Origin of the sequence: Streptomyces rhizosphaerihabitans (assembly GCF_025399795.1) — a bacterium.
Lineage (GTDB): Bacteria > Actinomycetota > Actinomycetes > Streptomycetales > Streptomycetaceae > Streptomyces > Streptomyces rhizosphaerihabitans.
Genome location: NZ_JAODTZ010000010.1, coordinates 158,778 through 178,360 on the forward strand (window position 1 = coordinate 158,778; position 19,583 = coordinate 178,360).

Annotated in this window: 22 protein-coding genes and 1 riboswitch; of the genes, 11 read left to right on the top strand and 11 right to left on the bottom strand. The window is 70.5% G+C overall.

Translation table 11 applies throughout. The features are described 5' to 3' along the window. The first annotated feature begins 135 nt into the window (after positions 1-135). Complete coding sequence (locus N4G66_RS13100) at positions 136-1,260, top strand: 8-amino-7-oxononanoate synthase (protein ID WP_261704226.1); 1,125 nt, start codon at positions 136-138, stop codon at positions 1,258-1,260. Between the two features lie 91 nt (positions 1,261-1,351). Here N4G66_RS13100 and N4G66_RS13105 read toward each other — a convergent pair whose 3' ends face one another. Both N4G66_RS13105 and N4G66_RS13110 read right to left on the bottom strand, forming a co-directional pair. Further along, complete coding sequence (locus N4G66_RS13105; protein ID WP_261704227.1) at positions 1,352-1,576, bottom strand: DUF397 domain-containing protein; 225 nt, start codon at positions 1,574-1,576, stop codon at positions 1,352-1,354. A 13-nt stretch (positions 1,577-1,589) separates the two neighbouring features. Then, entirely contained in the window at positions 1,590-2,447 is an 858-nt protein-coding gene (locus tag N4G66_RS13110) for a helix-turn-helix domain-containing protein (RefSeq protein ID WP_261704228.1), read from the bottom strand. A gap of 211 nt (positions 2,448-2,658) precedes the next feature. Here N4G66_RS13110 and N4G66_RS13115 point away from each other — a divergent pair, with 211 nt between their 5' ends. Then, a complete protein-coding gene (locus tag N4G66_RS13115) occupies positions 2,659-3,117 on the top strand; it encodes an ATP-binding protein (protein ID WP_261704229.1) in 459 nt (152 codons plus the stop codon). Between the two features lie 125 nt (positions 3,118-3,242). On the opposite strand, the gene N4G66_RS13120 is transcribed toward N4G66_RS13115, so the two are convergent. After that, positions 3,243-4,181, bottom strand: a complete 939-nt coding sequence (locus tag N4G66_RS13120) for a LysR family transcriptional regulator (RefSeq protein WP_261704230.1) — start codon at positions 4,179-4,181, stop codon at positions 3,243-3,245. A 109-nt stretch (positions 4,182-4,290) separates the two neighbouring features. On the opposite strand from N4G66_RS13120, the gene N4G66_RS13125 reads away from it, so the two are divergent. Beyond that, positions 4,291-4,980: a LysE family translocator gene (locus tag N4G66_RS13125; protein WP_261704231.1), complete on the top strand. Its 690-nt coding sequence runs from the start codon at positions 4,291-4,293 to the stop codon at positions 4,978-4,980. Here the strand turns inward: N4G66_RS13125 and N4G66_RS13130 are convergent. The 4 genes from N4G66_RS13130 to N4G66_RS13145 form a co-directional block, all read right to left on the bottom strand. Further along, positions 4,934-5,506 (bottom strand): DUF6328 family protein, encoded by a 573-nt coding sequence (locus N4G66_RS13130; protein ID WP_261704232.1) that lies wholly within the window; start codon positions 5,504-5,506, stop codon positions 4,934-4,936. The genes N4G66_RS13125 and N4G66_RS13130 overlap by 47 nt on opposite strands. A gap of 100 nt (positions 5,507-5,606) precedes the next feature. Next, positions 5,607-6,080, bottom strand: a complete 474-nt coding sequence (locus N4G66_RS13135) for a C40 family peptidase (RefSeq protein ID WP_261704233.1) — start codon at positions 6,078-6,080, stop codon at positions 5,607-5,609. 3 nt (positions 6,081-6,083) lie between these two features. Next, a riboswitch (cyclic di-AMP (ydaO/yuaA leader) is annotated at positions 6,084-6,247 on the bottom strand. Positions 6,248-6,616: 369 nt separating this feature from the next. Beyond that, complete coding sequence (locus tag N4G66_RS13140) at positions 6,617-6,922, bottom strand: hypothetical protein (protein ID WP_261704234.1); 306 nt, start codon at positions 6,920-6,922, stop codon at positions 6,617-6,619. A gap of 7 nt (positions 6,923-6,929) precedes the next feature. Further along, positions 6,930-7,565, bottom strand: coding sequence for an ATP-dependent Clp protease proteolytic subunit (locus N4G66_RS13145; protein ID WP_261704235.1), 636 nt, complete (start codon positions 7,563-7,565; stop codon positions 6,930-6,932). Positions 7,566-7,752: 187 nt separating this feature from the next. Here N4G66_RS13145 and N4G66_RS13150 point away from each other — a divergent pair, with 187 nt between their 5' ends. The 8 genes from N4G66_RS13150 (at position 7,753) to N4G66_RS13185 (ending at position 15,318) form a co-directional block, all read left to right on the top strand. After that, on the top strand, positions 7,753-8,031 hold the full coding sequence (locus N4G66_RS13150) for a type II toxin-antitoxin system Phd/YefM family antitoxin (protein ID WP_261704236.1): 279 nt from the start codon (positions 7,753-7,755) through the stop codon (positions 8,029-8,031). A gap of 363 nt (positions 8,032-8,394) precedes the next feature. Continuing rightward, a complete protein-coding gene (locus N4G66_RS13155) occupies positions 8,395-8,697 on the top strand; it encodes an urease subunit gamma (RefSeq protein WP_261704237.1) in 303 nt (100 codons plus the stop codon). Between the two features lie 16 nt (positions 8,698-8,713). Then, positions 8,714-9,025 carry an urease subunit beta gene (locus tag N4G66_RS13160; RefSeq protein WP_261704238.1) on the top strand — a complete coding sequence of 104 codons (312 nt, stop codon included), beginning with the start codon at positions 8,714-8,716 and terminating at the stop codon, positions 9,023-9,025. After that, positions 9,018-10,739: an urease subunit alpha gene (locus tag N4G66_RS13165; protein ID WP_261704239.1), complete on the top strand. Its 1,722-nt coding sequence runs from the start codon at positions 9,018-9,020 to the stop codon at positions 10,737-10,739. Before N4G66_RS13160 ends, N4G66_RS13165 begins: the two co-directional genes overlap by 8 nt. Further along, a complete protein-coding gene (locus N4G66_RS13170; protein ID WP_261704240.1) occupies positions 10,739-11,413 on the top strand; it encodes an urease accessory protein UreF in 675 nt (224 codons plus the stop codon). Before N4G66_RS13165 ends, N4G66_RS13170 begins: the two co-directional genes overlap by 1 nt. Positions 11,414-12,106: 693 nt before the next feature. After that, the gene (gene ureG / locus N4G66_RS13175; RefSeq protein ID WP_261704241.1) at positions 12,107-12,784 is read left to right on the top strand and encodes an urease accessory protein UreG; all 678 of its coding nucleotides are present in this window, start codon (positions 12,107-12,109) and stop codon (positions 12,782-12,784) included. After that, positions 12,781-13,539 carry an urease accessory protein UreD gene (locus N4G66_RS13180; protein ID WP_261704298.1) on the top strand — a complete coding sequence of 253 codons (759 nt, stop codon included), beginning with the start codon at positions 12,781-12,783 and terminating at the stop codon, positions 13,537-13,539. The genes ureG and N4G66_RS13180 overlap by 4 nt, the downstream gene beginning before the upstream one ends. 168 nt (positions 13,540-13,707) lie before the next feature. Beyond that, positions 13,708-15,318 (top strand): alpha/beta hydrolase, encoded by a 1,611-nt coding sequence (locus N4G66_RS13185; protein WP_261704242.1) that lies wholly within the window; start codon positions 13,708-13,710, stop codon positions 15,316-15,318. Between the two features lie 69 nt (positions 15,319-15,387). On the opposite strand, the gene N4G66_RS13190 is transcribed toward N4G66_RS13185, so the two are convergent. The 4 genes from N4G66_RS13190 to ddaH form a co-directional block, all read right to left on the bottom strand. Then, a complete protein-coding gene (locus N4G66_RS13190; RefSeq protein ID WP_261704299.1) occupies positions 15,388-16,401 on the bottom strand; it encodes an NAD-dependent epimerase/dehydratase family protein in 1,014 nt (337 codons plus the stop codon). Between the two features lie 55 nt (positions 16,402-16,456). Continuing rightward, on the bottom strand, positions 16,457-17,182 hold the full coding sequence (locus N4G66_RS13195; RefSeq protein WP_261704243.1) for a lysophospholipid acyltransferase family protein: 726 nt from the start codon (positions 17,180-17,182) through the stop codon (positions 16,457-16,459). Between the two features lie 261 nt (positions 17,183-17,443). Then, positions 17,444-18,694 carry an ornithine--oxo-acid transaminase gene (gene rocD, locus N4G66_RS13200; protein ID WP_261704244.1) on the bottom strand — a complete coding sequence of 417 codons (1,251 nt, stop codon included), beginning with the start codon at positions 18,692-18,694 and terminating at the stop codon, positions 17,444-17,446. Beyond that, a complete protein-coding gene (ddaH, locus tag N4G66_RS13205) occupies positions 18,691-19,503 on the bottom strand; it encodes a dimethylargininase (RefSeq protein ID WP_261704245.1) in 813 nt (270 codons plus the stop codon). The genes rocD and ddaH overlap by 4 nt, the downstream gene beginning before the upstream one ends. Positions 19,504-19,583: the final 80 nt, after the last annotated feature.

Here is a 19,583-nt window from a genome sequence, read left to right on the forward strand (position 1 = left end):
CAAGGAGAGTTTGCACAACAGAGATGGTTCGACGTGTGGGTATTGCCACATCTCGGGCCGCCGGAGCGACCGCTAGGGTCTGTTCACTGCCTACAAAACACCGCCACCGCACGTGCGGCGAGCCCCGGAGGACACATGGCGTTCGGCTGGATCGACGAGCAGGCCGAGGCGCGCCGCAGGGCCGGACTCGTACGTACGCTGCGCCCGCGCCCTGCCGACTCGCCGCTCCTCGATCTCGCGAGCAACGACTACCTAGGGCTCGCCCGCCATCCGGAGGTCACCGAGGGCGCGGCCTGTGCCGCGCGCACGTGGGGCGGCGGCGCGACCGGCTCCCGGCTCGTCACCGGCACCACCGAACTGCACACGGAACTGGAACGCGAGCTGGCCGAATTCTGTGGCTTCGAATCCGCGCTCGTCCTGTCCTCGGGCTACGCGGCCAACCTCGCCGCCGTCACCGCGCTCGCACCGCACGGCTCGCTGGTCGTCTCGGACGCGGGCAACCACGCCTCGCTGATCGACGGCTGCCGGCTGGCCCGCGGCACCACACAGGTGGTCGGTCACGCGGACCCCGACGGGGTGCGCAAGGCGCTCGGCACCCACGACGGACCCGCCGTCACCGTCTCCGACACGGTCTTCTCGGTGGACGGCGACGCTGCGCCGCTCGCCGAACTCGCCCTCGCCTGCCGGGAGTACGGCGCCGGGCTGATCGTCGACGACGCGCACGGACTCGGTGTGCTGGGCGACGGTGGCAGGGGAGCTCCGCACGCGGCGGGGCTCGCGGGGGACCCGGACGTCGTCGTGACCGTCACGCTCTCCAAGTCGCTCGGCAGCCAGGGCGGCGCCGTCCTCGGCCCGGCGGCGGTCATCGACCATCTGATCAACGCGGCGCGCACCTTCATCTTCGACACCGGTCTGGCGCCGGCGGCGGCGGGCGCGGCGCTTGCGGCGCTGCGGCTGCTGCGCCGCGAACCGGAGCGGGCGGCGCGGGCACGTGAGGTGGCCACGGCGCTGCACACCCGGCTCACGGCGGTGGGCCTTTCCGCGGTACGGCCTGACGCGGCCGTGGTCTCCGTGCGGGCACCGTCCCCCGAACGGGCGGTGCGATGGGCGGCCGACTGCCGCGAGGCGGGCCTCGCTGTCGGCTGTTTCCGTCCCCCGTCGGTGCCCGACGGTGTTTCGCGACTGCGGCTGACGGCCCGCGCGGACCTCACCGAGGAGCAGATCGAGTACGCGGTGGACGTGATCAGCCGGAACCGGTGAACCGGTGATGTGATCGACCGGTGGACCGGTGAACCCATGGAGCGATGGTGCGTTCGAGTGGTGAACCGGTGGAGCGGTGAGCCGTGCGAGGTCAGTTCAGTCCGGTGATGAACCCCTCCCAGACGTCGGGAGTGAACATCAGGGCGGGGCCCGCCGTGTTCTTGGAATCGCGCACGGCGACCAATCCGGACCAGGGTCCGGAGCTCGGCCGTGCCGTCTCGACGCAGTTGTTCATTCCGGTACTGCGGCTGCTGCGCAGCCATCGCACATGGTGCAGTGAAGTGCTGGATGGTACGTACCGAGGCATTGCAGACATGAAGGTTGCCTCCTTACGCGCCGTCACCTATCCCGGCGATGTAGTCCAACGAGTCCTCGGGCGAAAGGGCGTGGAACTGAAGGGCGTTGAAGGCCTCGGTGTAGGCCTGGAGGTCTTCTTTCCGCTCGAGATAGAGGCTACTCGTCAAGTGGTCGAGAACAACCACATCTAGATCGGTTGTGTTCGGAAATGAGAAAATAACGAAAGGACCGGTGACTCCGATGTGTGCCCCGGCGGCGAACGGCAGTACCTGGAGCCGCACTTGAGGCAGGGCGGCGGCCTCGCTCAGCCGGCGCAACTGGCGTGCCATGACATCGGGGCCGCCGACCTCCCGCCGCAACACCGCTTCGTCGAGGACGGCGGACAGTTCCAGCGGCGGGTCCGAACGCAGCACGTCCTGCCGGGCCAGGCGCACCTCGACCAAGGCGTCGAGCTTGCTCTCCTCCAGCCCGTCCACGGCGGCCCGCGTCACCGCGCGGGCGTACTCCGGCGTCTGCAGCAGCCCGGGTACGACAGAGGTCTCCAAGGTGCGCATACGACTGGCTCCCGACTCCAGACTGATGAAGTCGCGGTACGCCGGAGGGAGAACCCCGCGGTACGCGTGCCACCAGTGGTGGCGGCCGTTGCCCTCGGACCCCGCCAACACCACCAGGAGCTCGCGCAGTTCCGGATCCTCGACGCCGTACGCGTTCAACAGGCGTTCCACGTCGACCGGTTTCACGCCGCTGGTGCCGGTTTCGATGCGGCTCACCTTCGACTGGTGCCAGCCGAGCAGGTGGGCCGCCTCACCGCTCGTGAGACCCGAGCCCGCGCGCAGCGCGCGCAGTTCGGCACCGAGTTTGCGGCGGCGCACCGCGGGACCGTGCTGCATGGCCGTTCTCCTTACTCCTTCCAAGCCACCCGAATACGCTCTGCCGACGCAGAGTTCACCGCATCGAGCGACAGATATATGCATTACTCGGTGGATCGCACCCGCGACCGGCCCGGTAATGGCAGTCTGGCGCAAGCACCAGTCCGGGACCGTACTCGAACCAACCGCTCGGTGTCGGGCTCCGGTCCCGTGGGAAAGGGACGACGTCGCCATGGCAGATCACCAGGAAGCATCCGTCACGCTGCCGAGCGAGCCGGTCTCGGTTTCCGTGGCCCGTAAATTCGTCGCCGAAGTGCTGGCCGAATGGGGCCTGCCGCGCGACTGCGAAGTCGCCGAGACCGTCCGTCTGATCGTGTCCGAACTGGCCACCAACGCCGTCCAGCACACGCTCGGGCAGTCGCCCACCTTCACGGTGGGCGTGCGTCTCGACCGCGAGGAGCACCTACGCATCGGTGTCACGGACAGCCATCCGCGATTTCCGAAGCGGCTGCCCGCGGCTGTCCAGCAGGACAACGGCCGCGGCATGGTGATCATCCGCTGGCTGACCGCCGAATGCGGCGGCAGACTCATCGTCCGGCCGACCCGGGAGGGCGGCAAGACGGTCTCCATCGAACTCCCGTGGACGGTACCGGTCCAGCCGGTGCCGGCCGGGGGGCCTCAGGAGCCCTGAGCGCTGTCGTCCGGGCAGCCGGTCCGGGCTGACCGTGCGGACAGGCCGTTCGTGCAGACCGTGCGGACGAGCCGTTCGGGCAGCCCGTTCGTGCACGGCGCTCGAACGGGTCGATCGGACAGGTCCTAGACCTCCGGACGGTTGCCGGGCCGGTGCTGTCCGGCCCGCCCGAAGGCGCCGCGCAGCAGGGCACGGAACGCGTCGGCCGCGGGCGCCGTCACATCCGTCCGGTGGACGACCGAGATCGTACGGCGCAGATCGCCCGGCTCCAGCAGTCGTGTCCCCACCGGCGTCGCCGCGGTCGCCGCCACCATCTCCGGCACGACCGCGACCCCGAGCCCGGCGCTGACCAGCGCGCACACCAGGCCGTACCCGGGGGTCTCGACGAGCACCGCCGGTGTTGCCCCCGCCCGGGCGAGCGCGGCCTCCACGCCCTGCCGGGGAGGGTGGTCCGGGGCCATGCTGATCAGCGGCTGCCCGGCCAGCTCGGCGAGCGGCAGCCGCGCCGAACCGCCCGCGAGCAGGTGGCCGGGAGCGGTCACCAGCACCAGTTCCTCGACCAGGACCGGCTCGACGCCCACGGACGACGGCAGCGTGACCGGCGGGGCGGGCTGGTAGGTGTGCGTGAGCGCGAGGTCGACCTCGCCCGCCGCGACCGCCTCGATCCCGTGCGGAGGCTCGTAGTCGGCGACCGCGAGGGCCACGTCCGGGTGGGCCCGACGGAAGGCGCTGAGGACGGGCGGCAGCAGATGGATGCCCGCCGTCTGGAAGGTGCCGAGCCGCAGCGTGCCGCCCGACAGTCCCGTCAGACGGGCCAGTTCGTGCCGGGCCAGCTCCATCTCGTCGAGGACCCGGCGGGCCCGCACGACCAGCAGTTCACCCGCACCGGTGAGCCGGGTCCCGCGATGGGAGCGCACCAGCAATGTCGCCCCCGCCTCCCGCTCCAGCTTCGCCACCTGCTGGGACAGTGCCGGCGGGGTGTAGCCGAGGCGTTCGGCGGCCCGGGTGATCGACCCCGCCTCGGCGACCGCCACCAGCGCCGCGAGCCGCGTCGGGTCGTACATCGCGTCCTCCCGGGCCCGGCGGCACCCTGCCGGGTCTAAACGATTGCTTAAGACTCGCCCAGGATATTCGACATACCTGCTGAAGGCCCGGGCCGGGCAGTCTGGGGGCATGGACGCACAGCTCATCGCCTTCACAGGCGTCGCCGCGGGCATGGTCGCCATGCCGGGCGCGGACTTCACCGTCGTCGTACGCAACGCCCTCGTCTCACGCCGGGCCGGAGTCGCGTGCGCCCTCGGCATCGCGGGCGGGCTGCTGCTCCACACCGCGCTCGCCGTCGCCGGGGTCGCCGCGGTCCTCACCGCCGTCCCGGCGCTGTTCCGGACGCTCCAACTGCTCGGCGGTGCCTATGTGCTCTATCTGGGCCTGCGCACGCTGCGCTCACCGGGCCGTCAGCGAGGGGTGGTCACCGGTGGAGTCGGCCCGCTTCCTCGTGCGGTGGCGGCGGAGGGGCTGGGCACGCGTCCGGGCGAGGCGGTGGCCGGGGCGGCGGGTCCGGGGGCGCGTCCGTTGCGGCAGGGCTTCGTCACCAACGCGCTCAACCCGAAGGCGCCCATCACCTTCCTCAGCCTGCTGCCGCAGTTCGTGCCCGCGGGCAGCCCCGCGATGCCGCGGACGCTGCTGCTGGCACTGATCGTGGTCGTTCTCGCACTGGTGTGGTTCCCGGCGGTCGCGCTGCTGGTGGACCGGCTCGGACGGTGGCTGCGCGGGCCACGTGCCGCACGCACCGTGGAGGGGGTCACGGGCGCCGCCCTCACCGTTCTGGGGCTCGTCCTGGTGCTGGAGCCTCTGAGGAGCTGAGACGGCGCTGCACCAGCCGGGGCAGCAGGCTCCACAGCGCCAGACAGACGGCCAGGGTGCCGGCCCCTGCCGCGATGCCCGCGGCGCGCCCCAGCGTCACGTCCACGACGAGCAGCACCGAACCGGTGAACGCCGCCGCCAGGACGTAGAGACCGATGGTGGCGAGGCGCGAGGAGACCTGCACGATGGCGGGTTTGGCGTTGTGCTGGAACAGCGACCGGTGCAGGGCCGCGGGGGCCGTGAAAAGGGCGGCGGCCAGCACTGCCAGCAGCAGCGTGACCACGTAGGTCGCCCTCTGCGCGGTGTCCAGGGAGGAGAAACGCTGGGTGAAGGCGAGCGTCAGCAGGAAGGCGAACAGGATCTGCACCCCGGTCTGGGTGACGCGCAGCTCCTGGAGCAACTCGGCGAAGTTGCGGTCCGCCCGTTCGAGGGGTGTCTCGTCGCGGCCGGACGTCCGCGTCCCAGGGGACGGGTCGCTCGGGGCGGACGTCTCGTTCCGGGACGTGTCGGCCGGGTCGGCGGTCATGGGGAATGAGTAACCACTCCGGCCCGTGTTGCACACCCTTCACATGCTGTGTGCCCCGGGGGCGTCGGCACACGTGTGCCGACGCCCCCGGGGCACAGGGTCAGCCGACCCTGCCGTACCAGACGCTTCTCGTCCAGATCTTCTGGAGCTTCACCACTTCCCCGGTCTTCGGGGAGTGCCAGATCTTTCCCTTCCCGGCGTAGATGCCGACGTGGTACACGTTCCGGCCCGAGTGGAAGAACACGAGGTCACCGGCCTTGCGGTGCGAGGCCGAGACATGGTGCGTCTTGTTGTACTGTGCCGCGGCCGTACGAGGCAGCTTCTTGCCCGCCTTCTTGTACGAGTAGAGCGTGAGCCCGGAGCAGTCGAAGCGGTGCGGTCCCGCGGCGCCCCACTGGTACGGGGAGCCGTGCTTCGACGCCGCGACCTGGAGTGCCCTCGTCGCGAGTGTGGCCGCCTCGGCGTCGGGTGCGACGCCGGGGACCACGAGGCTGCTGCCCACGGCGGCAAGAGTGAGCGCCGAGGCCGTACCGGCCCGGGTCCACAGCGACGGGACACGATTGAGCGCAGTCATGCGCAACCCTTCGTCAGCCGCCTGTGAAGGATGACCTGTCGGATTCGGGCTGGCGAAGTTGCCCGGCCGCAGCTGCGGCTTCACCCCAAGGACCGCCCGGATTGCTCCGGCGACCCGTCGTGCTGGGTCCTCCACTCCTGCCGATGCACATCTGTCGACCGGTCATCCGGGTGGCGGCAGGACTCGGCGTCCGCCCGGACCGCCCCGCCGCTGTGGCGGGGGCTTGTCGTCGGAAGGGATCTTCACTCATGAGTGTCGGAAATGCCGAGCGGAACGGGCTTTTTGTGGGGTTACTCACCACTCACCCGTTCGGGTGGACACCCCTCTGTTCGAGGGGGTGTTGGAGACATCGACGAGGCCCGCACCTGCGGCTAAGGGCTTCATCCCGCCTTTCTGATCGGCGTGTTGCGCAACTTGGAGGGGTCGCAGAAAGGATCGTTCACTACGCCATCGGGGGGTACACCATCCGGTGCGTTTGAGTCCCGGACCGGACACCACGGAGCGGCGGCACGTACCGGCTCCGAGGTGTGGGTGCGTCAACTGCCGGACTCGGGCGGCACGGTGACCCGGGCAGCCCGCCGCTCGCCGTCGAGAACCCGCAGCGCCTGAGCCAGGGTCGGGGCGTGCACCTCGCTCTCGCCCCGCTGGTGCATCAGGGTGAGGGCGTCCCGCAGGGCCGCCGCTTTGCCGACCAGAGCCTGAGCCGCCCTCAGGCCGCGATAGGTGTCCCCGGGACGGGACGGGTTGATACGGCCGACCAGGTCGACCACGTCGAGGTAGCGGTCGATCAGCTCGGCTTCGGCGCGGGTCAGCGCGGGCAGCGGTGGAAGGTCCGGGATCATCGGCCGCTCACCTCGCGCCGTGCGTCTCGAACGAGGCCCTGCGGCTCGGGACGATCCGGTCGATCAGTCCGTAGGCCAGCGCCGCCGGAGTGTCGAAGACCTTGTCCCGCTCGATGTCCGCGGCGACCTGCTCCGGGCTCTGTCCCGTGTGCCGTACGAGCATTTCCTCGAGGATCTCGCGGGTGCGCAGCAACTCCTCTGCCTGGATGACCAGATCGCTCGTCTGCCCCTGGATCGGCTCCGGGACCGACGGCTGGTGGAGGAGGACGCGCGCTCCCGGCAGGGCGAGCCGCTTGCCCGGGGTGCCGCCGGCCAGCAGGACGGCCGCTGCCGATGCCGCCTGGCCGAGGCAGATCGTCTCCACGTCGCAGGTGACGAACTGCATCGTGTCGTAGATCGCGGTCATCGCGCTGAAGGAGCCGCCCGGAGAGTTGATGTAGAGCGAGATGTCCTGCTCGGGCGCCTCGTGTTCGAGGTACATGAACTGCGCCATCACGTCGTTCGCCGAGGTGTCGTCGATCGGCGTCCCGAGGAACACGATCCGCTCACTGAGCAGCTTCGAGTACGGATCCAGCGTCCGGTGCCCCGTGCTGGTCCGTTCGGTGAATTCGGGCAGGACATAGCGGGCGGACGGGCTGTCCATGGCGCGCCTCCTCGGGTCGACGTCTGTAAAAAATGTACAGGACGTACGTCCCTGTGGAAGAGGGCCATGCTGAGAGCGAAACGGCGGCACCCCGGGACCGAGAGCCGGTCGACAGGCCCTGCGCGCCGCCCTCGGGCGGGATCTCATGCCCCGCGGAGTGCGGGAGGCCCGGTCTAAGCTGGACGTCATGGCCTACGAGATTCCGGTGACGCAAGCCAGAGCTGAGCTCGCCGAACTGATCAACCGCGTCGTGTACGGCGGCGAGCGCGTCGTCGTGACGCGGCACGGGAAGCCCCTCGTCGCCCTGGTCTCCGCCGCCGACCTGGAGCGCCTCGAAGAACTCCAGGAGCCCGCGGACGATCAGGTGATCAGCGCTCTGTCCAGCGTCCGCGAGGTGGCGTCCGTGCCCCGCGAACGCCAGCGGTTCGGCATCGCCGCGGAACACCGGGGGCCCAGCGCCTCCTAGGGCTTCTCTGGTCGGACAGGCCCTGGTCACCGGCCCTGGTCACCGGCGCGGGACAACGGCTGCGGCAACGACCGCGCTCCGGGACCACCCCCGCGGCCGAGCGGTATGCCGTATACGGTCCGGTCGCCGACAGGGTCGCGGCCTCCCCGGGTACCGGTGCGGCCCGACGGCATGAAACCGGGGAAGCGGGGCGGCCTCGCGGGCCCGACGGAGCCCTTCCGCCCGGCCCTGGAGCGATCACGGGCTGGTTAACGTCCTCGAAACTCCGGCCAACTAGCGTGCCCATCCACGCCACCAGGGGTTTTGGTGGCTGCGGCCACCGGGCCCCGCACGGTCCGGAGCGAGGATGTGAGGTGGGACGCCGTGCAACTGACCCCGCACGAGCAGGAGAAGCTGCTGATCCATGTGGCAGCCGATGTCGCCGAGAAGCGCCGGGCCCGCGGACTGAAACTGAACCACCCCGAGGCCGTCGCCCTGATCACGTCGCATATCCTCGAAGGCGCCCGTGACGGCCGTACCGTCGCCGAACTGATGTCCTCCGGGCGCAAGATCCTCACCCGGGACGACGTCATGACGGGCATCCCCGAGATGATCCACGACGTCCAGGTCGAGGCGACCTTCCCGGACGGCACCAAGCTCGTCACCGTCCACGACCCGATCGTCTGACGGGGGAGCGAGCGCCATGATTCCCGGAGAGATCCTCTTCGCCGAGGAGCCCGTCGTCTTCAACGAGGGCCGTGAGGTCACCCGGCTGACCGTCCTCAACGCCGCCGACCGCCCCGTCCAGGTCGGCTCCCACTACCACTTCGCCGAGGCCAACCCCGGTCTGGACTTCGACCGCGGCGCCGCGCGCGGCAAGCGGCTCAACGTCGCCGCAGGCACCGCCGTGCGCTTCGAGCCCGGCATCCCCGTCGACGTCGAACTCGTCCCGCTCGCCGGCGCCCGCGTGGTGCCCGGACTGCGCGGTGAGACCGGAGGTCCCCTCGATGCCTGAGATCTCGCGCGGCGCGTACGCCGACCTGTTCGGTCCGACGACCGGCGACCGTATCCGCCTCGCGGACACCGACCTGCTGATCGAGATCGAGGAGGACCGTTCCGGCGGGCCCGGCCTCGCCGGCGACGAGGCGGTGTTCGGCGGAGGCAAGGTCATCCGCGAATCCATGGGCCAGGCGCGCGCTACGCGCGCAGACGGCACCCCGGACACGGTCGTCACCGGCGTCGTGATCATCGACCACTGGGGGATCGTCAAGGCCGACGTCGGCATCCGCGACGGCCGGATCTCCGGCATCGGAAAGGCCGGCAACCCGGACACCATGGACGGTGTCCATCCCGACCTGGTGATCGGCCCCGAGACCGAGATCATCGCGGGCAACGGGCGGATCATGACCGCGGGTGCCATCGACGCGCACGTCCATCTGATCTGCCCGCAGATCGCCGACGAGGCGCTCGCCTCCGGCATCACGACGCTCGTCGGCGGTGGCACGGGCCCCGCCGAGGGCTCCAAGGCGACCACCGTCACGCCCGGTCCCTGGCATCTGGCCCGGATGCTGGAGGCGATGGAGGGGTACCCGCTCAACTTCGGTCTGCTCGGCAAGGGCAACACCGTCTCGCACGACGCGATGCTGTCGCAGATCCGGGGCGGCGCGCTCGGCCTGAAGATCCACGAGGACTGGGGCTCCACGCCCGCCGCGATCGACGCCGCGCTCACCGTCGCCGACCGCACCGGCATCCAGGTCGCCATCCACACCGACACGCTCAACGAGGCCGGGTTCGTCGCCGACACCCTCGCCGCCATCGCCGGACGAGGCATCCACGCGTACCACACGGAGGGTGCGGGCGGCGGGCACGCGCCGGACATCATGTCCGTGGTCTCCGAGCCGTACGTGCTGCCCAGCTCCACCAACCCGACCCGGCCCTACACCGTCAACACCGCCGAGGAACACCTCGACATGCTGATGGTCTGCCACCACCTGAACCCGGCGGTGCCGGAGGACCTGGCCTTCGCCGAGTCCCGTATCCGGCCCTCGACCATCGGGGCCGAGGACATACTCCACGACCTCGGCGCCATCTCGATCATCTCCTCCGACTCCCAGGCCATGGGCCGTGTCGGCGAGGTCATCATGCGGACCTGGCAGACGGCCCATGTGATGAAGCGGCGCCGGGGCGCGCTGCCGGGTGACGGCCGCGCGGACAACCACCGTGTACGTCGCTATGTCGCCAAATACACGATCAACCCGGCGCTGGCGCAAGGGCTCGCCCGCGAGATCGGCTCCGTGGAGACCGGCAAGCTCGCGGACCTGGTGCTGTGGGAGCCCGCGTTCTTCGGGGTCAAGCCGCACCTGGTCATCAAGGGCGGAATGATCGCGTACGCGCAGATGGGCGACGCCAACGCCTCCATTCCGACACCCCAACCCGTCCTGCCCCGGCCGATGTTCGGGGCGATCGGGCGGGCCCCGGCCGCCAACTCGTTCAACTTCGTGGCACCGCTGGCCATCGAGGACGGGCTGCCGGAACGGCTCTCGCTCGGCAAGCGGTTCGTCGCCATCGAGTCGACCCGGGCGGTGACCAAGGCCGACATGCGGGAGAACGACGCACGGCCCGAGGTACGGATCGACCCCGACAGTTTCGCCGTGCACATCGACGGGGAGCTCGTCGAGGCGACTCCGGCCGCCGAACTGCCCATGGCCCAGCGTTACTTCCTCTTCTGATGTCCCGGGCAGCACTTCTCGTCCTGGCCGACGGCCGCTTTCCCGCCGGAGGGCACGCGCACTCCGGCGGCGCCGAGGCTGCCGTCAAGGCCGGGCGGATCACCGGAGCGGCGACGCTGGAGGACTTCTGCAGGGGCCGGCTGCACACGACGGGACTTGTCTCGGCCGCGCTGGCCGCGGCGGGCGCGCTCGGGGTCGATCCGTCGGCCCTGGACGCGGCCGCCGACGCGCGCACGCCCTCCCTCGCGCTGCGGGTCGCCGCGCGTCGGCTGGGACGGCAGCTCGTGCGGGCGGCCAGGGCGACCTGGCCCTCCGCCGAACTCGACGCGCTGGCCAGGGAGTTCCCCAAGGGTGCCCATCAGCCAGTGGTGCTGGGTGTGGCGGCGCGGGCTGCCGGGCTGGGGCCCGAGGGCGCCGCGTACTGCTCCGTGTACGAGTGCGTCAGTGGGCCGGCGTCGGCGACGGTGAGGTTGCTGAGTCTTGATCCGTTCGACGCGACGGCCGCGCTGGCCCGGCTCGCGCCGGAGCTGGATGTCGTCGCCCACGCGGCGGCGAGTGCGGCGCGGCGGGTCCTCGACGACGGGGTCGAGGCTCTCCCTGCCGCGTCGGCGCCGCTGCTGGAGATCAGCGCGGAGGCGCATGCGGCCTGGCCGGTACGTCTCTTCGCGTCGTAGACGCCGCGGGCTCTCGGACCGCCGGGAGCCCGCGGGCTCGCAGACCGCAGGGAACCTCGGACCTCTCGGACTGCTGGCAGTCTGCGGGACTTCACGGCGCTGGGAGTCTGTGGGACTTCACGGCGCAGGGTTGTCCACAGGTTTCCGCGGCGTGGAGGTCCCGCGGGACTTCGCGTCCCAGGGAGTCTTCGGCCTTCGCGGGGAGTCCACGGACCCCTGCGTGGTGGGGAGTCCGCGGATTCCTGCGTGGTGGGGAGTCCGCGGATTCCTGCGTGGTGGGGAGTCCACGGATTCCTGCGTGGTGGGGAGTCTTCGGCCTCCGTGCCGTGGGAAGTCCATGCTCCCTCGCGTCGCGGGGAATCCGCGGGCCCTTCGCGTTGCGAGGAGTCCACGGACCCACGCGTCGCGGAGACTCCACGGACCCACGCGTCGCGGAGGTTCCGTGGACCTTTGCCCGCGGAGTCCGCGGGACTCCGCATCACAGCAAGCCCGTGGGGTGGCCGCGTCGGACGTGGTCACTCCATTTGCCTCACCGTTCCCGGAGGTGTCGGGCCCGCTCGATCCGTCGGGGGATCCATGGCCTCCGGGGCAGCCGCCCCCAACCCCTGCCGCCTGCCCCGAAAGGCCTGGTCCGTGAACGGCGGACGGGCCGCCTCGGGGCCGGCGCGTACCGAACGAAGCTGGAGCCGAACCATGCACCTCGATCACACTCACGACGGGCCGTCCGCGATCAGCGCCGATGCCCACCGGCCCGACGGCACGCGCCGCGCCCTGCGCATAGGGCTCGGCGGACCCGTCGGTTCCGGGAAGACAGCCACCGTCGCCGCGCTCTGCCGGGCGCTGCGCGACGAGCTCTCCCTCGCCGTCGTCACCAACGACATCTACACCCGGGAGGACGCCGAATTCCTGCTCCGGGAAGCGGTGCTGCCGCCCGAACGGATCACCGCCGTCGAGACGGGCGCCTGCCCGCACACCGCGATCCGGGACGACATCTCCGCGAACCTCGAAGCGGTCGAGGACCTGGAGGACGAGATCGGGCCGCTGGACCTGATCCTCGTGGAGTCGGGCGGCGACAACCTCACCGCGACCTTCTCCAAGGGGCTGGTCGACGCGCAGATCTTCGTGATCGACGTCGCGGGCGGGGACGACATCCCGCGCAAGGGCGGCCCCGGTGTCACGACGGCCGACCTGCTCGTCGTGAACAAGACCGACCTGGCGCCGTACGTCGGCTCCGACCTGGGACGGATGGCGACCGACGCCAAGGCGCAGCGGGCCGAACTGCCCGTGGTCTTCCAGTCGCTCAGGACCGAGAGCGGCGTCACGGAGGTCGCCGCCTGGGTGCGCGAACGGCTCGCGGCGTGGACGGCATGACGACGGCGGGAGTGCGCGCCACCGCGCGGATCGAGGCCAGGGACGACGGCCGGGGCGGGACCTCGCTGCCGGTGCTGGACGGGGAGGGGCCGCTCGCCCTGCGCCGGATCCGGAGCAGCGGGTCCGAGGCGCGCGTGATGCTGGTGGGGGCGATGAGCGGACCGCTCGGCGGCGATCACCTCGCCGTCGAGACCCGGGTCGGTCCGGGCGCGCGGCTGCGGGTCGGCTCGGCCGCCGCCACCATCGCCCTGCCCGGACAGGCCAAGGGCGAGGCCCGCTACGACGTGCGCCTCGACGTTGCCGATGGAGGTGAACTGGCCTGGCTGCCGGAGCAGTTGATCTCTGCCGGCGGCAGTGAACTGTTCGTCTCCTCGTGCGTCGGCCTTCGGGGCGACGCACGTCTCGTCTTCCGGGAGGAGCAGGTGCTCGGCCGTGTCGGTGAGCAACCCGGACGGCTCACCAGCCGTCTCACCGTGCGACGGGACGGACGGACCCTGCTCGACCAGGAGTTGGCGTGCGGTCCCGGTGCTCCCGGCGGCTGGGACGGGCCCGCTGTCCTTGCGGGGCATCGGGCGCTCGGGCAACTTGTCGTCGTACGACCGGAGTTCGAGAAGGAGATGCCGGCGGCACGCCTGCTGGGCGAGTACGCCGCGCTCACCCCGCTCGCCGGGCCTGCCGTGCTCGTGACGGTGCTCGCCCCCGACGCGCTGCTGCTTCGGCGAGTGCTGGACGAGGCTCTCCGCGACCTCACGTAACGTCAATTGTCTTCGACAGAGGGCAGGTTCGCGCCACATTCACCGCTCAACGGAACACGGCATACCGGCTATCGGATTGGTAAAGAACACCGGTCACGTCTGTTGCCAGGTACCTCACAGCAGAAAGGATCCCCGTATCCATCGCAACGATGTACGGGGAGGTCACACTTGAGGTCCAAGAGACCGACGAATCGGGTGGCAGCGCTCGGTTCGGCCGGAGCGCTCGTCACCGCGACCCTGATAGCCGGAGCCGTCGCGGCCCCGTCGGCCACCGCCGACTCGCGGCACGGCCGGAGTTACGGGCAGAGCCGCGAGCAGCGCGGAGCGGCCATCGCCGCCGAACGGGCCGCCAAGGCCGGGATCGACTGGCAGGACTGCCCCGCGGACTGGGGCTTCGAGAAGCCGATCCAGTGCGGCTGGGTCAGCGTGCCGCTGGACTACGCCCACCCCTACGGCAAGCAGATCAAGCTGGCCGTGGACCGCATCGGGAACACCGGCACGAAGGAGGAGCGCCAGGGCGCGCTCGTCTACAACCCGGGCGGCCCCGGCGCCTCGGGCATGCGCTTCCCGCGCCGTGTCACCACCAAGAGCCCCCTGTGGGTGAACACCTCGAAGGCGTACGACTTCGTGGGCTTCGACCCGCGCGGTGTCGGCCACTCGGCGCCCATCTCCTGCATTGACCCGCAGGAGTTCGTCAAGGCGCCCAAGGCCGACCCGGTCCCGGACTCCGAGGCGGACAAGCGCGTCCAGCGCAAGCTCGCCGCGGAGTACGCGGACGGCTGTGCCGAGCGCAGCGGCAAGGCCGTGCTGGAGCAGATGACCACGCCCAACACGGCACGCGACCTCGATGTCATCCGGGCCGGGCTCGGCGAGAAGAAGCTCAACTACCTGGGCGTCTCGTACGGAACGTACCTCGGCGCCGTCTACGGCACGCTCTTCCCGGGGCATGTGCGCCGTATGGTCGTCGACAGCGTCGTCAACCCCTCGCGCGAGAACATCTGGTACCAGGCCAACCTGGAGCAGGACATCGCCTTCGAGGGCCGCTGGAAGGACTGGGAGGACTGGGTCGCCAAGAACGACGCGGCCTTCCACCTCGGTGACACCCGCGCCAAGGTGCAGGACCAGTGGCTGAAGCTGCGTGCCACCGCGAAGAAGAGCCCGCTGGGTGGCGTCGTCGGCCCCGCCGAGCTGATCTCCTTCTTCCAGAGCGCCCCGTACTACGACTCCTCGTGGGTGCCTACCGCCTCGGTGTTCAGCAAGTACGTCGCCGGTGACACCCAGGCGCTCGTCGACGCCGCGGCCCCTGACCTGACCGACACGGCGGGCAACATCTCCTCGGAGAACAGCAACGCCGTGTACACGGCCGTCGAGTGCACCGACGCCCAGTGGCCCACCAGCTGGCGCCGGTGGGACAGGGACAACACGCGACTCAACACGCAATATCCGTTCATGACATGGGCGAATGCGTGGATGAACCTGCCGTGCGCGAGCTGGCCGGTCAAGCAGCAGTCCCCGGTGGAGGTGAAGACCGGCAAGGGTCTGCCGGCCGTCCTCATCGTGCAGTCCACGAATGACGCCGCCACTCCGTACCCCGGTGCCGTCGAACTGCACAAGCGGTTCAAGGGCTCCCGCCTGATCACCGAGCAGGGCGCGGGCTCGCACGGTGTGACAGGTCTGGTCAACCCGTGCATCAACGGGCGGGTGGACTCCTACCTGCTCACCGGCAAGACGGACGCCGCCGATGTGACGTGCACCCCGCACGCCACTCCGCAGCCGTAGTCCTTGCTGCATGAGGGGGCGGCCGGTCCGACCGGCCGCCCCCTCGGTCGTACGTGTCGCATCGCCGCCTCAGGACGCGAGCCAGGCGTCCTCCGCCGCGTAGTCGAACAGATCCCCGTAGTTCTTGGACATCGCGGGATACGCCCCACGCCAGTCCCGTCCCGCGAGCTGCCGCTCGATCGAGGCGATCGTCTCCGGGAGCGTGTCGGCGTACCGGATCACGGGGCGATGGCCCAACTCCCGCTCGGCGGCGCTCATGTCGCAGATCACGGGCTGGGGGACCGACCAAGGGGTGTCGCCCACCGTGGGGGACGGGGGAGGCCCGTCCACGAGGACGTCCTCCGTCCGGGCGCCCATCACCGCGTCGATGGCCCGCGCGATCTCCGCCACGGTCGGCGCCTCGGGGTCGCACGCGTTGAGGACGCGCGAGCCCGGTCGCGCGGAGGCCAGGCGGATCAGTTCGGCGAGGGTGTGGACGCTCACCGGGTGGAAACGGCTCGCGCCGCCGAACGCGAGGATCCGCCTGCGGCGGCCGTCGAGATTGCGCTTGACGACGTACAGCTCGCGGGGGGTGCGGCCGTGCGGGCCGTGGACGGCGCCCGCCCGCAGCAGCGTCGTCGGCAACCGGTCGCCCGCCGCGAGGAGTTCACGCTCCAGGGCCACTTTGCGCGTGCTGTACGTGGACTCGCCGGGCGGGACGGTCCGTTGGCTCTCCGGGATCGGCACCGGATACGCGGGAAAGCCGTCCGGCTCGGACTGGGTGTCGAAACCGCGCCCCTTGTCGTCCTCGTACACCGACACGCTGGAGATGACGACCGCCGAGCCGACCCGGCCGGCGAGCGCCGTCAACTGCCGCGCGTGGCCGGCTCCGTACGCCACGATGTCCACCAGCGCGTCGCAGCCGTCACCGACCACCGTGGCCAGTGCGGTGTCGTCGTCCCGGTCCAGCGCGGCCGTGCGCACCTCGGCGGGCCAGCCGTCGTCGCGGCCGCCGCCGCGTGACACGGCCGTCACGTCCCAGCCGTCCCGCGCGAGCGCTTTCACGGCAGCGCGCCCGATCTGTCCTGTCGCTCCGATCACCACAGCACGTCTCATACGTAAGAAACGTACAGGACGTACGCATGAGTTCCCGGTTTGGTCAACTCAGCGGCATCCGGGGGAACTTGCGGCCCGCCTCAGCCTTCTCGGCGGCCTCCTCGGCCTTGACGACGGCCGCGTACCGGTCGACGTACTCCTGCTCGGAGAGAGTGAGGATGGCGTACATGATCTCGTCGGTGATGGCGCGCAGGATGGCCTTCTCGCCCTCCATCCCGGCATAGCGCGAGAAGTCGAGAGGCTTGCCGAAGCGGATCACCACGGGATGGATCCGCGGGAGTTTCCTGCCCGGGGGCTGGGCCTCGAAGGTGCCGATCATCGCGCAGGGGATGACCGGGGCCTGGGCCCGCAGGGCCATCACCGCGACGCCGACCTTGCCCTTGTAGAGCCGTCCGTCGTGCGAGCGGGTGCCTTCGGGGTAGATGCCGAGCAACTCGTCCTTGCGCAGCACGCCGAGCCCCTCGCGGATCGCGGCCTGCCCCGCCTCCTTGCCGGAACGGTCCACCGGAATCTGTCCGATGCTGCGGAAGAAGGCCGCCGTCAGCCGCCCCTTGATACCGGGCCCGGTGAAGTACTCGGCCTTCGCGAGGAAGGTGATCCGGCGCTTCAGGATCGCCGGCATCAGGAAGTGGTCCGCGAAGGACAGGTGATTGCCTGCCACGATGGCCGGGCCCGACGACGGTACGTGCTCAAGGCCCTCGATCCGAGGCCGGAAGACCAGTCTCAACAGTGGACCCAGAAGCACATATTTGAGTACGTAATAAAACACTGGGGCGCTCCTCGTTTCCCCCGGGGAGCGATCAGTGTAGGCGCGGCCGTCGCCGGGCGTAACCAGCGCGGTGTCACCCTCTGTGGCCACTTGGCCGGTATCGAACCCCTTGCGTCACGATTTTCTCCCGAGCCCCGAGAGGTGACCGGAGTTCTTCGGCCGTGGTCGTGAGCGGCGGCGCCGAACGGGCGGCGGAGCCGTTCCGTGGCGCCGACAGCGCGGGGTGCAGGACGACGCGTCGGCGGCCACGGACCGATGTGCTCAGACCCCTTGCGTCAGCACCTTCTCCAGGGACCCGAGAGCCGACTTGAGTTCCTCGGCCGTGATGGTGAGCGGCGGCGCCAGCCGGATGGTCGAGCCGTGCGTGTCCTTGACCAGAATTCCCTCGTCCATCAGGCCCCGGCTGATCTCGCGGCCCGTGCCGATGGACGGGTCGATGTCGACGCCCGCCCACAGCCCGCGCGAGCGGAAGCCCTCGACGCCCCGGCCCACCAGGGCCGTCAGCCCGTCTCGCAGCAGGACGCCCAGCTCGGCCGCCCGGCGCTGGTACTCGCCGGTCTCCAGCAGGCCGACGACCGCCGAGCCGACCGCCGCGGCCAGCGGATTGCCGCCGAAGGTCGAGCCGTGCTCACCCGGACGCAGCACCTCCAGCACGTCCCGGCGTCCGACCACCGCGGAGACCGGGACGATGCCGCCGCCGAGCGCCTTGCCGAGCAGCAGCAGGTCGGGGACGACCGACTCGTGCTCCACCGCCAGCGTGGTGCCGGTGCGGCCGAGACCGGACTGGATCTCGTCCGCGACGAACAGGCAGCCGGCCCGGCGGGTGAGCTCGCGGACGCCGGCGAGATAGCCGTCGTCCGGGATGATCACGCCCGCCTCGCCCTGGATGGGTTCGAGGAGGACGGCGGCCGTGGTCTCGTCGATCGCCGCTTCGAGCGCGGCCAGGTCGTTGTACGGCACGACCCGGAAGCCGGGCGTGAAGGGTCCGAAGCCGGAGCGGGCGCTCTCGTCGGTGGAGAAGCTGACGATCGTGGTCGTACGGCCGTGGAAGTTGCCGGCCGCCACCACGATGGTGGCCCGGCCGGGCTCGACGCCCTTCACCTCGTACGCCCATTTACGGGCCACCTTGACGGCGCTCTCCACCGCCTCGGCGCCCGTGTTCATCGGCAGGACCATGTCCAGGCCCGTCAACGCGGCCAGCGACTCGGCGAATCCGGCCAGCCGGTCGTTGTGGAACGCCCGCGAGGTGAGGGTGAGCCGGTCCAGCTGGCGGTGCGCCGCCTCGATCAGCACCGGGTTGCGGTGGCCGAAGTTCAGGGCCGAGTAGCCCGCCAGCATGTCGAGGTAGCGGCGGCCCTCGACGTCCTCGACCCAGGTGCCCTCGGCGTGCGCGACGACCACGGGCAGCGGGTGGTAGTTGTGCGCCAGGACGGGTTCCTCGGCTCGGATCAGTTCGGCGGAACTGCGCGTACCGGCGTCGGCGGACGCGGTCGTACGGGCGGGAGCGTTCATGAACGGATCTCCTGAGTGCAGCACTTGATGCCGCCGCCTGCCTTGTGGAACTCCGACAGGTCGACGGGGACAGGGACGTAGCCGTGGCGGACGAGCTGGTCGGCGAGTGCCTCGGCGCGCGGCGCGATGAAGACGTGACGGCCGTCGGAGACGGAGTTGAGGCCGAAGGCGAGGGCGTCCTCGCGGGTCGCGAGCACCGCGTCCGGGAACAGCCGGCTCAGCACCTCGCGGCTGCCCGGCGAGAACGCCTCCGGGTAGTACGCGATGTTGTCGTCGTCGAGGACGAAGAGCGCGGTGTCCAGATGGTAGAAGTGCGGGTCCACCAGATGAAGGCTGATCACCGGGACGCCGAAGAACTCCTGGACCTCGCGATGGGCCTCGGGCGTGGTACGGAATCCGGTACCGGCGAGGACATAGCGGCGCGTCGGGACGAGATCGCCCTCGCCCTCGCACACCGCTTCGGGCCGGTAGACGTCGAAACCGGCTGTCTTGAACCAGGTCTCGTAGGCGGTGGACTCGGGGCGGCGCTCGGGTGCGTGGAAGGACGAGCCGAAGACACGGCCCTCCAGGACGAGCGCGCAGTTCGCGGCGAAGACCATGTCGGGAAGGCCGGCCACCGGTTCGACGGAGTCGACGGTATGACCGTGCGCGCGATAGGCGCTGATCAGCGCCTGCCACTGGTCGCGCGCGAGATCGACGTCCACGGGGGTGTCGGGACGCATCCAGGGGTTGATCGCGTACTGCACGGCGAAGTGTCTGGGTTCGCAGACGAGAAAGCGCCGGAGGCGCGGCACACGGCTGTCGGGCACGAAGAGGTTCCTCCGCTTCCTGCGGTGTCGGCTGGTGGGATACCTCCACGGTAAGAAGCGGGGGATACGGGCGACAAGCG